At 52.2% G+C, this 14923-nt stretch carries 15 protein-coding genes and 1 riboswitch; of the genes, 4 read left to right on the top strand and 11 right to left on the bottom strand.

Going from position 1 to position 14923, the window contains the following annotated elements:
* Window positions 1–52: 52 nt before the first annotated feature.
* The 6 genes from thiH to thiC are packed head-to-tail and all read right to left on the bottom strand — an operon-like array spanning window position 53 to window position 6222.
* Complete coding sequence (gene thiH, locus D0Y50_RS18710) at window positions 53–1177, bottom strand: 2-iminoacetate synthase ThiH (protein ID WP_117318417.1); 1125 nt, start codon at window positions 1175–1177, stop codon at window positions 53–55.
* Window positions 1174–1941, bottom strand: a complete 768-nt coding sequence (locus D0Y50_RS18705; RefSeq protein WP_117318415.1) for a thiazole synthase — start codon at window positions 1939–1941, stop codon at window positions 1174–1176. Before D0Y50_RS18705 ends, thiH begins: the two co-directional genes overlap by 4 nt.
* Before the next feature lie 4 nt (window positions 1942–1945).
* A complete protein-coding gene (gene thiS / locus D0Y50_RS18700) occupies window positions 1946–2152 on the bottom strand; it encodes a sulfur carrier protein ThiS (protein ID WP_170145553.1) in 207 nt (68 codons plus the stop codon).
* The gene (locus D0Y50_RS18695; RefSeq protein ID WP_117318413.1) at window positions 2149–2907 is read right to left on the bottom strand and encodes a HesA/MoeB/ThiF family protein; all 759 of its coding nucleotides are present in this window, start codon (window positions 2905–2907) and stop codon (window positions 2149–2151) included. The genes thiS and D0Y50_RS18695 overlap by 4 nt, the downstream gene beginning before the upstream one ends.
* A complete protein-coding gene (gene thiE, locus D0Y50_RS18690) occupies window positions 2891–4351 on the bottom strand; it encodes a thiamine phosphate synthase (RefSeq protein WP_117318411.1) in 1461 nt (486 codons plus the stop codon). The genes D0Y50_RS18695 and thiE overlap by 17 nt, the downstream gene beginning before the upstream one ends.
* A complete protein-coding gene (gene thiC / locus D0Y50_RS18685; RefSeq protein WP_117318409.1) occupies window positions 4348–6222 on the bottom strand; it encodes a phosphomethylpyrimidine synthase ThiC in 1875 nt (624 codons plus the stop codon). Before thiC ends, thiE begins: the two co-directional genes overlap by 4 nt.
* Window positions 6223–6333: 111 nt before the next feature.
* Window positions 6334–6459: riboswitch (TPP riboswitch) on the bottom strand.
* Between the two features lie 248 nt (window positions 6460–6707).
* On the opposite strand from thiC, the gene D0Y50_RS18680 reads away from it, so the two are divergent.
* Both D0Y50_RS18680 and feoB read left to right on the top strand, forming a co-directional pair.
* Complete coding sequence (locus tag D0Y50_RS18680; RefSeq protein ID WP_108568698.1) at window positions 6708–6941, top strand: FeoA family protein; 234 nt, start codon at window positions 6708–6710, stop codon at window positions 6939–6941.
* A 40-nt stretch (window positions 6942–6981) separates the two neighbouring features.
* On the top strand, window positions 6982–8796 hold the full coding sequence (feoB, locus tag D0Y50_RS18675) for a ferrous iron transporter B (RefSeq protein WP_117318407.1): 1815 nt from the start codon (window positions 6982–6984) through the stop codon (window positions 8794–8796).
* An 85-nt stretch (window positions 8797–8881) separates the two neighbouring features.
* Here the strand turns inward: feoB and D0Y50_RS18670 are convergent, their stop codons facing one another.
* From D0Y50_RS18670 to D0Y50_RS18650, 5 genes are all read right to left on the bottom strand, one after another.
* Window positions 8882–10051 (bottom strand): heme biosynthesis HemY N-terminal domain-containing protein, encoded by a 1170-nt coding sequence (locus D0Y50_RS18670; protein WP_108568700.1) that lies wholly within the window; start codon window positions 10049–10051, stop codon window positions 8882–8884.
* Window positions 10048–11295: a uroporphyrinogen-III C-methyltransferase gene (locus D0Y50_RS18665; RefSeq protein ID WP_117318405.1), complete on the bottom strand. Its 1248-nt coding sequence runs from the start codon at window positions 11293–11295 to the stop codon at window positions 10048–10050. The genes D0Y50_RS18670 and D0Y50_RS18665 overlap by 4 nt, the downstream gene beginning before the upstream one ends.
* 2 nt (window positions 11296–11297) lie before the next feature.
* A complete protein-coding gene (locus tag D0Y50_RS18660; protein WP_108568702.1) occupies window positions 11298–12011 on the bottom strand; it encodes a uroporphyrinogen-III synthase in 714 nt (237 codons plus the stop codon).
* Window positions 12012–12013: 2 nt separating this feature from the next.
* Window positions 12014–12946 carry a hydroxymethylbilane synthase gene (gene hemC, locus D0Y50_RS18655; protein ID WP_108568703.1) on the bottom strand — a complete coding sequence of 311 codons (933 nt, stop codon included), beginning with the start codon at window positions 12944–12946 and terminating at the stop codon, window positions 12014–12016.
* A gap of 77 nt (window positions 12947–13023) precedes the next feature.
* Window positions 13024–13695 (bottom strand): alpha/beta hydrolase, encoded by a 672-nt coding sequence (locus tag D0Y50_RS18650; protein ID WP_117318403.1) that lies wholly within the window; start codon window positions 13693–13695, stop codon window positions 13024–13026.
* Window positions 13696–13835: 140 nt separating this feature from the next.
* On the opposite strand from D0Y50_RS18650, the gene gmk reads away from it, so the two are divergent.
* Entirely contained in the window at window positions 13836–14495 is a 660-nt protein-coding gene (gene gmk, locus D0Y50_RS18645) for a guanylate kinase (protein ID WP_117318401.1), read from the top strand.
* A gap of 100 nt (window positions 14496–14595) precedes the next feature.
* On the top strand, window positions 14596–14868 hold the full coding sequence (rpoZ, locus tag D0Y50_RS18640; RefSeq protein ID WP_108568706.1) for a DNA-directed RNA polymerase subunit omega: 273 nt from the start codon (window positions 14596–14598) through the stop codon (window positions 14866–14868).
* Window positions 14869–14923: the final 55 nt, after the last annotated feature.

Below are 14923 nucleotides of genomic sequence, written 5' to 3'. Positions count from 1 at the left end.
ACCGTAAGTGAAAAGATAAAGATTACACCGGCCCCAGTATTTGTTTACCCGGTTAGCCGGAAAAACCCTGTAACCAGTCGCTCCATACCGGCTCTAGCCCCGCATGCGCCAAGGCGCTGGCTACTTCCCGGGCACTGCGATTGTCCTGCGTATCAAACTGCGCTAAGGCAGTATCTTTGTTACTGTAACCGCCAGGTTGGGTTTGCGATGCCGCTGACATGCTGGTAATACCTAGCGCTGCAATGTGATCGCGAAAATAAGCCGACTCTCGGGTTGAGATAGACAGCTCAATATTAGGATGCAGCAGCCGGTGGGCACATATCAGCTGAACCAGCTGCCGTTCACTGATAAAGTCAGTCTGGGGGCTGCTATCTGTAGCCCCAGCGCAGGGCCGTAAACGGGGGAACCCCACCGAGACCCGCGAGCGCCAATAGGTTTTTTGTAGAAGTGCGGCATGCTGGGCGGTCATAATGCTATCGACACGCCAGTCATTAAGGCCGAGTAAAGCCGCGATACCGACTTTATCCATACCGGCCTGGCCAAGCCGGTCCGTGGTTTGTAAACGCCAGTCGAAATCCTGCTTATTGCCGCGCAAATGATATTGCGCGTAGGTGCGTCGATGGTAGGTTTCCTGATACACCAGTACCCCGTTAACCCCTGCCTGGCGTAGTTTTCCATAATCTTCAGTGGGCAATGGTTGCACTTCCATCATCACATAGTCGAAGTAGCCACGCAGCAGAGTCACGGCCTGAACAAAATACGACATACCGACTTTGGTCTCGTGTTCGCCGGTGACCAGCAATACACTGTTAAACCCCATCGCTTTAATAGCCCGCGCTTCAGATTCAATTTCTGCCATGTCCAGTGTTTTACGTTTTATGCGGTTACTCATGGTAAAGCCGCAGTAAGTACATTCGTTGGCGCATAAATTAGATAAATACAGCGGCACAAACATATTGATGGTATTGCCAAACCGTTGCCGCTTAAGTTGTCCTGCGCGGGCCGCCATAGCCGGAAGATAGGGCTGCGCCGCCGGCGACACCAGTGCCATAAAATCATCCAGCTGCAGCGTTTCGGCCGCCAGCGCGCGTTCGACATCCTGAGGCGTTTTGCTGTAGACCTGTAAAGATAAGTCATCCCAGTCCATGCGTTGTAAAGCATCAGCTACCGGTGTCATAAATGCTCCAGAAAGTCAGCGTCGGGGCTGGATGGCAGCGCGTGGCGGTGGACCGGGCCAAGGCCGCTTTCAAACGCCATTCTGCCGGTGGCCACAGCCTGAGCAAATGCGCGCGCCATGGTTACTGGTTGGCGGGCACTGGCAATGGCTGAGTTCACCAGCACAGCATCAATGCCCATCTCCATCACCGCCATTGCCTCACTTGGTTTGCCGATACCGGCGTCCACGACCACCGGCACTGTTGCCTGCTCAGCAATGATCTGTAAAAATTCCCGGGTTAACAGCCCGCGATTTGAGCCAATGGGGGCCGCTAAGGGCATTACAGCGGCGCAGCCGACTTCTTCTAACCGCTTACACAATACCGGATCGGCGCTGCAATAAGGCAATACTACAAAGCCGAGGGCCACCAGTTGCTCTGCGGCTTTTAACGTTTCTATCGGATCGGGCAGCAAATAACGCTGGTCCGGGTGCACCTCAAGTTTTACCCAATGGGTACCCAATAATTCGCGGCCTAATTGTGCAGCGTACACAGCATCGGCGGCATCCTTGGCCCCCGCTGTATTGGGCAGTAACCGAATATCGAGTTGTTGCAGGTGTTCAACCGTGGGGTCGCTGTGTTGGTGAAGGTTTATGCGTTTCATTGCCAGGGTCACTAATCCGCTGCCGCTGGCCTCAATCGCTTGTTGCATAACCGCGGGGCTAGAGAATTTTCCGGTACCGGTGAATAATCTCGAGGTAAAGGTTTGTTCTGCTATACATAGCATGGGGTTACCCTCCTGCGACCAGTGTGAAGGCATCGAGCTGATCGCCGTGGTTGAGTGCAAAATCAGCCCATTGCTGACGATGTACAATAGTATGATTGACCGCAAAAGCCAGATGTTGCGCGGGCAGCTGCAACAACGCGGGCACGTCTGCCAGCAAGGTATTCATCGGGCAGGGCAAGGGTTGTTGATTAACATAAATGGTCATGGTCATGACTGACATACCTCGCAATGTAAATTAACCGGCAGCTGATGATTCAGCCACTGCAGGGTGCGCGCGTCAAAGCGATACAGGCTACCCCAACTCACAGGCGCAAGGCGGGTAACAAAATAGAGTACCTGCAAGGCCTGAAACAGCGCAGCGCTCGCTACCACCGGTCCTAGTACGCCGTGGCTAAGGCAGTGCTGGGGAGCGATAGCATTCAAACCATATAAGCAGCCATAACAGCAATGTCCTGGCGCGGGGTTAAATGCAATTACCTGTGCGCTATAGCCCGCCGCCGCGGCGCTGAACAGAGGTAGCCCGGCGCTGCGGGCATACCGACTAAGGGCCAAACGGGTTTGAATGTTATCGGTACAATCTAAAATGGCGTCGGTCTGGCCGCATAGACCCGGCAGCTCGCAAGAAGAGGCCTGGCCAACATGGGTCTCAATAATACAGCCTGGATTATTGGCCTGCAGATGTTCGCGCGCGGCAAACACCTTGGGGCGGCCGATATCCGCTTCGCTGTATAACAACTGGCGGGGCAGGTTACTGATACATACGGTATCAGCATCCACAAGACTGAGTGTACCGGCGCCGCTGGCAGCAAGGTGCTGTGCAGCGGTAGTGCCTAAACCACCCATACCAATCACGGTCAAGTGGCTCTGCTGCAAACGTTGCTGATGGGTTTCGTCAAAGTTTTCCAGCAGAAAATGACGGCTGTAGCGGGAGTACCACTGCTGAGGTGCATCAGGCACGTTGGACATTTGCCAGGGCCTCCTGCAACTGAGCTATCGCCGCGGGTGGATTTGCCGCCCGGGTTATGGCACTGACCACCGCTACATTATGCACACCGGCGGCGCGTACGCTGGGAATTTGTGCCGGCCCAATGCCCCCGATAGCCACCGTAGGTATACTGCCACATAGGGCCTGGTAAGCCGCCAACCTGGCCGGGCCTTGGGGTTGCGATGGCATGCGTTTGGTGGAGGTAGGGTAAACATGGCCCAGGGCGATATACGAAGGCATTAACGGAAGTACTCTGCACAGTTCAGCATAGCCGTGAGTGGATACGCCTAAGCGTAAACGAGCATTGGCGATAGCGGCTAAATCTGCGGTTGTTAAATCATCCTGGCCTAAATGCACGCCATAGGCACCAGCCTCTATAGCCAGCTGCCAGTGGTCATTAATGAACACCTGAGATTGGTATTTCCGGCCCAGAGCCACCGCCTGATGAACCTGCTGGTGAAGTATGTCAGGATTGGTGGCCTTAATGCGTAACTGGGCAATACTCACGCCCGCTGCTAATACACGTTGCAACCAGTCGATAGAATCTACCACCGGGTACAAACCAAAGTACGGCTGGTCTAAGGGACCAAAGCCAGTAGCAGAGGAGGCGAGTGCGGTGTTGCGCTGGGTTACGGGAAAATAATCGGCGTTTTCTGGCCAGTGGGGGGCCGGGGCCAGCGCCTGTGTTGCTGCAACGGGCCGGGCCGTATGATAACTCTCCGAGAGTACGGCTTTAGCCAGGCAGACCGCATCTTCACAGTTATACCCCTTTGCCATAAAGCAGGCGATGGCTGTTGCCGTAATACATCCACTGCCCCGCATATCAATATCCGGCACCCGTGGCCCGGCAAAGTGCCAGGTGTGTGCCGGGCTATACAATATATCGGTGGCCTGGGCATGCTGGGCATGGCCTCCTTTTACCAATAGGTATTGTGGCCCGTTAGCACGCAGCCAGCTAAGCGCCAGCGTGCTATCGGACTGGCCGCTAAGCAGGCCCAGCTCCGGTAGATTGGGGGTAACTAACGTACAGCGGGTTAATAAAGTATTAATAAGCGACTGGCTTAATTGGCCTAACCTGCCATGCGCCGAGCTAATCTGCACCGGGTCCCAGATTACCGGTACTGTGGCCGGTATTGCGGTTAATTGATCAAGAATACACTGCGCCTGGGCATCGTTGGCGATAGCGCCCAGCTTAATGGCCGCAGGTAGCGCATCCACCAGTATACTCAGCGCCTGCGCTAAGACCTGGCAGTCCAGTGCATATGTAGCATGGTGGTACTGGTGGGATTGTTGCGAAACCAATGTAGGCACCTGCCAGCACTGCCCGTGTAAGCCGGCCACAGTAATAGCATCGCGGGCCAGGCCCGCGCCCCCGCTGGTATCTATCCCACCAATACACCCTATAACGGCGGGGTGGGCAGTCACGCTTTTACCTCACTGGCATCCACGTACAATCGGGCTCCGGTTTTATTGAACGTATCCGCCATTTGCTCCATCCCTTGTTGCGCCTGCTGGGCAGCACTATCGCGCACTTCCTGGGATATTTTCATGGAACAAAACTTAGGTCCGCACATTGAACAAAAGTGTGCCACTTTATTGGACGCCTGGGGCAACGTTTCATCGTGGTAGGCGCGGGCGGTATGTGGGTCCAGAGCAAGGTTGAACTGATCCTCCCAGCGAAATTCGAAACGTGCTTTAGACATAGCATTGTCGCGAATTTGCGCGCCAGGGTGGCCTTTGGCCAAATCAGCCGCGTGCGCTGCAATTTTGTAGGTAATCAGGCCTTGTTTAACATCTTCTTTATTCGGCAAGCCCAAATGCTCTTTAGGGGTGACGTAGCACAACATGGCGCAGCCATACCACCCAATCATTGCCGCGCCGATGCCGGAGGTAATATGGTCGTAACCGGGCGCTATATCTGTGGTAAGCGGCCCCAATGTATAAAAGGGCGCTTCGTGGCAGTGCTTGAGCTGCTCTTCCATATTTTGTTTGATTAAGTGCATTGGCACGTGGCCAGGGCCTTCAATCATTACCTGCACATCGTGTTCCCAGGCGATTTTGGTGAGCTCACCCAGGGTACGCAACTCAGCAAACTGAGCTTCGTCGTTGGCATCGGCCACGGAGCCGGGCCGTAGGCCATCGCCTAACGAAAGCGACACATCATAGCGGGCGCAAAGTTCACAAATTTCCGCAAAATGCGTATACAAGAAGCTCTCTACATGATGGCTTAAGCACCATTTGGCCATAATCGCTCCCCCCCGCGACACAATCCCGGTCACCCGCTTGGCGGTCATTGGCACAAAGGCTAGGCGCACCCCGGCGTGAATCGTGAAGTAGTCTACGCCCTGTTCAGCCTGCTCTATGAGGGTGTCTTTGAACACTTCCCAGGTGAGCGCTTCGGCTACCCCGCCCACTTTTTCCAGGGCCTGATAAATGGGGACTGTCCCCAGCGGGACCGGGCTGTTACGAAGCAGCCATTCACGGGTTTCATGGATATTGCGGCCAGTAGACAGATCCATAATCGTGTCGGCGCCCCAGCGGGTGGACCACACCAGCTTTTCGACCTCCTCTTCAATCGAGGAGGTTACCGCTGAGTTGCCAATATTGGCGTTCACTTTTACTAAAAAATGGCGGCCGATAATCATCGGTTCTGATTCAGGGTGGTTAATGTTGGCGGGGATAATCGCACGGCCGGCAGCTACCTCCTGGCGCACGAATTCCGGCGTTATTTGTGGCGGCAAATGCGCCCCAAAACTTTCGCCGGGGTGCTGTTGGGTCAGCATGGGGTCGGTAACGCTGGCCCGGCCCATATTTTCCCGAATAGCAATATATTCCATTTCCGGGGTAATTATTCCCTGGCGAGCGTAATGTAGCTGGGTTACGCATTTGCCTTGTTGGGCTACAAGCGGGGCCCGGCGGCGGGAAAAACGTAGCTCATCCAGGCTGATATCCCGTTCGCGAGCCTGGGCGTAGGTGGAACTTACGCCGGCCATAGTATGGGTATCACCACGCTCGGCTATCCAGCCGTGGCGCATCGCGGCCAAACCTTGATTTACATCTATGTGCTGCTGAGGATCGCCATACGGGCCTGATGTGTCGTAAACCGGCACTGCACAGTTCGGCTCGCTTTCGGTATCACTGATACGGGTGTCGCTTAGCTGAATATGGCGCATGGGCACCTGGATATCAGCGCGGGAGCCGGTATGGTATTGACGGGTAGCGTTCGGATAGGCTTCGCCGGCGAGTTGGCGAATAAAGTCTTGCGCCTGCTGGCGTTGTTGACGACGGTGTGACATAGCATTTTATTCCTACATTCAGGGTTAAAAAAATGCTTGTCAGGAGTAGTTGAAAAAGACGTTTACACCATAGCGCGAAAAGTAGTCGAATAAACAATACGACGATGGCTGGCGTAAACTGGTCTTGTTCCCTTCGCAGGTATTAGCCTGATCAGGTTCAACGGATCCCGCAATTGCGGTCTCAGCTCATAATTAAAGGCCGTAGCAAATAATTATGGAGCACTCCGACAAGAAGTTGGCTTTCAGTATAAGAACAAACCGGCGTTAACATCAACCCCTGTAACAGGCTAAAACATATTAATAATAAGATTAAAATAGCGGCAACCACCCGGCCGGGCTAGTGATAAAGCCGAGATTCTGGTAGTCTGAATAGGAATGATTGTTATTTCAGTTAGTTTTATAGTTAATTTCTCTGGCGGCAGCTTTTGGGCTGGGGTATAAAGCCTGACGGATAACCATAAAACCAACGCATCAAGAGAAGTATTATGACTCTGTGGGATTTACCAAGCAAAAAGCTGGCAGTGATCACCAAGATCCACAACGATCTCTACGCCAATGTTATAGAACGCCTTAGCGAGATGGGCGTGGAAGAGGGTCGTGATGTGCAGTGTGTCCGCAAAGGACCGCTCGGTGGGCCGGTGGTGCTGCAACTTGGCGGCAGTATTTTCGCGATAGAGCAGGATCTGGCAAGTAAGATCGAAGTCGCCCCTCACGCATAACACTTACCCAATACACCGACACGCAGGAACTTATTTCTTCATGCAACGCATTTTAATGGTGGGGAAACCCAACTCCGGTAAGAGCTTACTGTTTAATCAGTTAACCGGACTAAGACAAAAGGTCGCCAATTACCCTGGGGTAACGGTTGAAGTTAAACGCGGCCAATGCCAGAACTATGAAATTGTCGATTTACCGGGCACCTATACATTAAGGGGCTTGTCCCGGGATGAAGAGATTGCAGTACAGGAAATTAAAGGTGCCATAGACCGGGACGATACTGCGCTGGTGCTATGTGTGCTGGATGCCACCCGCCTTGAGCGTAGCCTGGTGTTGGGTTTACAGGTTCAAAAGCTGGCTCGTGAACGCAATAAATCGGTGCTGTTTGCCCTTAATTTTATTGATGAGGTACACCGGGTAGGCGAAAGTATTGATACCGATGCCTTGTCCGCCGAATTGGGCAGCCCGGTGGTGGCATTGTCGGCCCGCACCCTGGAAAACCTTCACGAGTTTAAACAAGCCATGTTGGGCTACGCGGCTGATCCGCAGTCAATTCTGCCCACACGTTCACTACAAGAAGGTGAACTGGCAGCCAAACGTAGCCACCAGCTAGCAAACCAATTCGGCATGCAGTTGGATGTCGTACTGAAAAACCAAAATAGCGTTGACCGTTTTTTATTAAATAGCTGGACCGGCAGTATCGCCTTTCTGGCGGCGATGTTTGTTTTGTTCCAAAGTATTTTCACCCTGGCTACCCCGTTAATGGATGGGGTGGAGTTTTTAATTGCGGATGTGGCGGAAAAAGTCAGTGCAGTTACCCCGGTGGGGATTTTTGCTGACTTCATGAACGACGCCATCTTTGGCGGATTGGGCTCGTTTTTAGTGTTTGTACCGCAAATTATGGTATTGACCCTGATTATCGGGTTGCTGGAAGACAGTGGCTACCTGGCCCGGGCGGCACTGATGTGCCATCGGCCGCTAAGTTTCTTTGGATTATCCGGGCGTAGTTTTATTCCCTATTTATCGGGACATGCCTGTGCGATACCCGCGATTATGGCAGCCCGCACAATTGAGTCGCCGCATAAACGTCTGATTACGATGATGACGATTCCATTAATGTCGTGTTCTGCACGCTTACCCGTTTATGCATTGCTGGTGGCTGTGTTGGTGCCACGTGACGGTACTTTCTTAGGTATTTTCGACTTGCAGGGCGCCGCGTTTTTCGGCCTATACTTTTTCGGAATTATAACCGCGCTGATTGTTAGCCAGGTGTTGAACAAAGCTATGCCGCGGGATCTGGAAGACTCTGACATGCCATTTATTCTGGAGTTACCCACCTATCGGATGCCACATTGGAAACCACTGATGCACCGGGTGCTCGGCAGTGGGACAGCGTTTATCCGCCGCGCCGCGCCCATTATCTTTATGGTTTCGGTAGGTATCTGGGTGCTGGGCTATTTCCCCCTTAACAGCAATTTGCAAACCTCATGGCTGGGCCAGATAGGCCAGTTTATTGAGCCGGTTTTTACTCCTATGGGACTCGACTGGCGCTATGGTATTGCTATTTTAATGTCATTCTTAGCCCGTGAAGTATTTGTAGGTGCGCTGGGAACCCTGTTTGGTATGGACGATGCGGATGACAACGTAGCCGGGCTTTCAGAAAAAATTCAGGCTGACGGCCTGACCCTTAGCGCGGGACTGGGCTTAGTGCTGTTCTATGTCGTTGCCCTTCAGTGTGTAGCCACGGTGGCCATGCTTAAAGGGGAAACCGGCAGTAATAAGCTGGCCTGGGGGCTGTATGTGGCCTATGGGTTACTTGCCTATGTTATTGCCGTGGCGGTCAATTTAATTATGTAAACCAAGCACCTGGCACTTTGCTAGACTAAAAAAAGCCGCGTTAAATACGCGGCTTTTTGGTAGCAAGGGTAGGGGTATTTTGATTTTAAGCCTGGGTCATTCCCTGTTTGTAAAATGCCAAGGCTTTTCCATCATCGTTTTGGCGCTCGCTAATTTGCGCCAGCATAAGTAAGTCTTGCCGGTCTTCCTTCAGCTTAATGGCTTTTAGTAGCGCTCGCTCCGCAAGGCTTAAATCACCTGCGTTAAATGCTACATGGCCGAGCAAAGAGTAATACTGACGGTTGTTGCTATCCTGTTTTATCCAGCTTTCAAGCAGCTTAATTGACGCCGCCGGGTTCGGCATACGCAGGTCCTTGAAGAACGGCATTAAGGTAGTATCCGGGCCATTACTTTGCCACTGAACTAAACAATCCTGCGCATCATGATGCATACCTTGTTCAAGTAGCTGTTCCACATAAGCCGCCTGAAATGCTTTGTCGTTCCGCTTATTGCGCGGCAGCTCCTGCCAATATTGTTTTAATGCATTGGCGCCCTGTTTACTGGCAATTTCAGCAAATTTACCTTTGGCGGCACGTTGCGCCAGTGGGATAGCATCAGCTTTAAGCGTTTTGCGCCACTGTGGTAGCTGGGTTTGAATTTGCTGCCATTGTCCAGCCCGGGCCATACAATCGGCTTTCAATTGCACCACCTGTTTATGGTTAGCGTCTTTGTCTTCCAGCCGTTCAAGCGTAGCCAAAGCGGCTTCAGGCTGGTGGTTTGCCAGTAACACACGCGCTTGTTGGATTCGGGCAGCCCTAACACAGTGGGGATAATCACTGGCATGTTCCAACAATTCACCGGCGCGCTTTTGTTCGCCCAAGTCATGGGCAACCTGCGCCGCCAATAACAGGTTTACGCCGTCAAAATCTCCATCCAGGGTATGGCTAAATGCTTTGTTAGCCAGGGCTAGGTCGCCCTGGGCATAGGCCTGGATGGCCCGATAGAAATTACGCTGACGTTTACGCCGGCTCAGGCTGCCAAACCATTGGCGAGAACCGGTAAGCCAGCCTTTAAGGCGGCTTATTAACCGTATCGCTACCCACAGTACCAAGGCAGCCAGAAGTAGCGAAATCACCAGGCTTACTACGGTCATTTCAATCAGCATCGAGCCCATGCTAATAAGCACATAGCCTTTATCGCCCACCACTTGGGGGGCCACCAGCAAGGCCGCCAGTAACGCTATAATTAGTACAATTGCTACAATCAGGCGTCTCATGATGCGCGGTCTCCCTGACCAAACGCGCCCTGTACCCGCTGTTCAAGCAAACGCTGTAACGGCTGAGTGCTTTGCAAAGACTCGGGTAACTGCTGGCTTACATCGGTCTCCAGCAGGTTTTGAACGCTATCTACAAACCCTTTTACTGCGGCATCTTCAATATCGTAATTATTAATAAGCTGCTTAAGGGCGTTCTGCAGCGACTGCTCATACAAGGTTTGCTGGGCGCCTACCGCGGCTGACTGCGCTTGCATAAGTTGTAATTTCAGCTGTTCACGGTTCAGCCACTGCTGTTGCTGACTCATTACTGGTTCAATTGGCGTATCAGTGCGGCTGACCGAAATAAAGTCATCTACAATATTGCGCCAAACCTGTTTTAAATTTTGCTGCCATTCATCAATAGAATCGGATAACTCAGAACTTTGCTCGCCACCCGGTTGCTCAAAAGTATCCAGGGGTAAATTGTCTACCTGCGCCAGCATGCCAGAAACAGCTAATGCCACGGAGGTACGCGATACCGGGTTAATCTGACGCAAGGTTTGGATATCTTTTGCCAGCAATTCGCGCACCGGGATGACCGACGGGTCAGCCAGTTCACTTAACCGGGTATCGGCGTTTTGCAGCAGCATAGTGGCGGTGCGAATGTCTTTTTCAAGCCATACTTTACGGCCCGCCATACGCACCAGGTAATCTGCTTCTGCTAATAGCCAATCTGAAGGACGCTTACCTTCTATATTATCGAGCTCGGCCAGGGCTTGCTGGCTTTGACGTTGAATTTGCTGTGTCTTACTAGACAGCTGTTCAACCACGCTCGTTAATTGCTGGCGGCTTTCATCTAATTGGGCGAGCTGTTGTTGCAGTTCCCGATTTTGCTGTTCTACCGTCTTCAGCCGATCTAACTGGGCTTGCTGATGTTCATTTAGCTGGGCGTTTATCTGGGCGCGCTGAGCACCTTGCTGTTGCCAATACCAATAACCGGCGCCGGCAAGCGCCAATACCAGCAGGAAAATAATAATAACGACCAGCCACAACCCTTTGGTGGACGATCTCGGGTTTCGGCGTGTGCTTTTTGCTGCACCACTGCGGCCCCCCGTGGGCGGTGTGGCTGTCGGCTTTGTTTTCGCCGTCGGCTTGTCATCCGGCACAGGTGTTGATGCTGTTGCAGGCTTGGTTTCTGGCGCAGGTGTGCCCGATTTATTGCCCGGGGTACTATTGCCCTGAGTCTGATGTTTGTTATCCGCCATGTTTACTCCCAATTATCCTTTATCCACTGCGCCAGTTCATCGTCACTGGCACCGGTGGCAACCTCAACATCTGTGACTCCAAAAGCGCGAATCACATCTGCCACCCGAGCGCTAACAGTAAGCCAGCGCTGCTCGGTTAGCTTGCTATTATTCAAACGGGCAAACAATTGCCTGGCCATTTCTTCACTAGTGGCGATAATGCCTTTTACGTCAGACCATTGCCAATAGTTTGTTTGCTGGTAAACGTTGGGAATAGTGCGCTCATACACCGCCAGGGAGGTGACATGAGCACCCGCCCGGTTCAACGCATCAGCCAAAGTGGTTCGACCAGCAACTCCTTTTATAATAACGATTTGCTTATTTTTTGCATCTTTTAACTGGGTTAATGCCAATAGCCCTTCAGATGTAGCCTGAGCCGGCACTATCGCGTTGAGACCGAGCTGTTGTAAAGCGCGCCCGGTACCTTGCCCTACCGCCAGTACCGTCACCTTCCAGGGCAGCAGCCGGATTGCCGGTGTACAAGCTTTTACCGCATATTGGCTGGTGACTACTAATATATCTACCTGGCCCGCCGTTAATTGCTGGTGTAGTGCGTCTACCGGGGCGCGGTGATACGTTATATCGACTAACCCCAGTACACTTACGTTCAACTGGTGGGCGGCAAACGCCTGCTCGCTACGGGCCAGAGCAGGAGCTGGCCGGGTGAGTAGGTACATAGCTATTCGTATAATGCCTGCAAGATTTCTTTAGCCCCCTGAGCTAATAAAGCCTCGGCCACTTCAATACCCAAACCCTCTGCCCGATGCGCTTTACCGGTAGCAGAAGCATAAATAAGTTTGGTGCCATCTGGTTTGCCGACCATACCGGTAATGGTCAGGGTGTCACCATCCAGTGTGGCGAAACTACCAATAGGCACCTGGCAACCGCCTTCCAGGCGCGCATTCATGGCCCGTTCTGCACTTACCCGTAAATGCGTTTGCGGGTCGTTCAGTGCCTGCAACAGAGCGATAAGTTCATCATCATCATTACGACACTCGATACCAACTGCACCCTGGCCGACGGCGGGCAATGAAATATCTGCCGGTAATTGTTGCACTATACGCTGTGGCATTCCGAGACGGATAAGTCCGGCAGCAGCCAAAATAATGGCGTCATAATCACCGTTATCCAGTTTGGCTAAACGGGTATTTACGTTACCGCGTAAATCACGAATGGTTAAATCCGGGCGGTACTTACGAATTTGGCTTTGCCGGCGCAGGCTGGAGGTGCCGACCACCGCTCCATGGGGCAAATCATCCAGCTGAGTTACGCTATTAGACACAAAAGCATCAAACGGGTTTTCCCGCGGGCAGATTGCGTGCAGGCCGAAGGCATGAGGAAACTCTACCGGAATATCTTTCATTGAATGCACGGCAATATCGGCGCGCCCTTCGAGCATGGCTATTTCCAGCTCTTTGATGAACAAGCCCTTGCCACCAATTTTAGCCAGCGGCGTATCCAGAATTTTATCGCCCTGGGTGCTCATGGGAAGAAGCTCCACCGTAAGGTGGGGATGATGACGTAACAGCTGTGACTGCACATACTCTGCCTGCCACATGGCCAATGCACTTTTACGGGTGGCAATGCGGATAGTACGATTTTCAGCAGACATACTTATTCTAATCCTGTGGTTAATAAATCAACGGGCCCGCTACCAGGCATGGTGCTAAGCCCCGGGGTGACTATAGTTTAGCTTAGCCGCTGTTGCAGCCAGGCACTAATATCTTCGAGTTCTTGCAGACACACACTGTGCTGCATGGTGTAGCGATGGAATTCAGGTTGGTAACCATTCTGCTTAAGGGTGTCCACCGCCATTTGGCCAAGCATAGGAGGTACTACGGGATCCTGATCACCATGGGCCACAAACAGGGGCACTGAGCGGTTCGCGTCGCTGGCCTGTTGGGCTAGTGAATCCGGCTCACACATATAGGTGGACAGCGCCATGATACCGCCAATACGCTGGAATAATCGCAGGCCTAAATGATACGCAATAACGCCGCCTTGAGAAAATCCAGCCAGAATGATTTTTTCCGGTTTGAAACCAGCTTCAAGCTGAGCGTTAAATAAGGCTTTAATACTGTCTGCGCTTTCCTCTACACCGGTTAAGTCGGCACGGCTATTAAAATCCAGCGACTTAATATCGTACCAGGCTGGCATTTGCATATTGTTATTGATGGTTACGGCCCGGGTGGGTGCATGAGGGAACAAAAATTTCACCGGTAGGCTGGCGGGTAATTTAAGCTCCGGCACAATAGGCGCAAAACCATGGCCAGAATCGCCCAGTCCATGCATCCAGATAACGCAGGCCTGTGGGTTTTCTCCGGTATTAACTTCAACAAATGGTAATAGAGTTTGGGACATAAGCACCTTACTTAACTAAATACACTGATACGCCGACAAGCGATCTGCCTGTCCACAGGTAAAGATTACGGCATGAATCTGTTTATGCTACCATTGCAGGTTAAAATGACCACCACCCAGATAGTTAAAAAACAACGATTATGGCAGCTCAATTAGGAAATCTGTTTATTCTGGCCGCGCCCTCTGGTGCCGGCAAGTCCAGTCTGATCAAAGCCCTGCTGGAAAAACACCAAAGCGCCGACCATTACCCTATGCAGGTATCGGTGTCACATACTACCCGGGCGCCCAGACCGGGTGAAGAAGACGGCGTACATTATCATTTTGTCAGCCGCGACCAATTTGAAAAACTCATCGAACAAGGGGTGTTTTTTGAATGGGCCGAGGTATTCGGAAATTATTATGGCACCTCGCGGGTAACTATTGAGCAAACCTTACACCTGGGAATAGATGTTTTTTTAGACATCGACTGGCAGGGCGCCCGCCAGGTCAAAAAGCTGTTACCTGACGCCCAGGGCATATTTATTTTACCGCCGTCTACACAAGTGCTCAAAGAGCGGCTGAACAAACGTGGTCAGGATAGCGAAGAAGTAATTGCCGCCCGCATGCTAGAGGCAGTCTCAGAGATGTCGCATTACGCAGAGTTTGATTTTGTATTGGTCAACGATGATTTTGCTACTGCCCTGGCCGATCTGGAAGCGATTGTACGCGGCCAGCGCCAGCGTACAGTTAAACAGAAAATGCGCTATCCGGATCTGCTGCGGGATCTATTGGGCGATCAAAGCACTGACGCCGCCGAATAAATGGTGTAAAATCGCACAAAATACTATGACGAAAACGGGTTGTGGGGTATACTTCGCGGCCGTTTTTTAATACTTGCTAAATTGATTGTCGGAGATATACATGGCTCGCGTAACCGTAGAAGATGCTGTAGATAAGGTTGGTAATCGCTTTGACCTGGTGCTGATTGCAGCCCGTCGTGCTCGCCAGCTGGCAACCGAAGGCAAAGACGCCATGGTTGATGTGGCTAACGACAAACCGACGGTAACTGCCCTTCGGGAAATCGAAGAAGGCCTGGTTACCCCTGCCACTCTGGAGCAGGACGAAATGCGCGATCAGGAACAACAGGAACGTACAGATTTCTCTTCTGTAGCGAATATTCTGTCTGATCAGTAAGCATCCCGGATAGTCTGTTTTTAAAAGCGCCAGTGGCCTGTTTGGGTTCACTGGC

Origin of the sequence: Salinimonas sediminis (assembly GCF_003429285.1) — a bacterium.
In the GTDB taxonomy this organism is placed as follows: Bacteria; Pseudomonadota; Gammaproteobacteria; order Enterobacterales; family Alteromonadaceae; genus Alteromonas; species Alteromonas indica.
The sequence above is the reverse complement of the archived record's forward strand: the minus strand, read 5'-3'. Positions and strand labels throughout refer to the sequence as shown.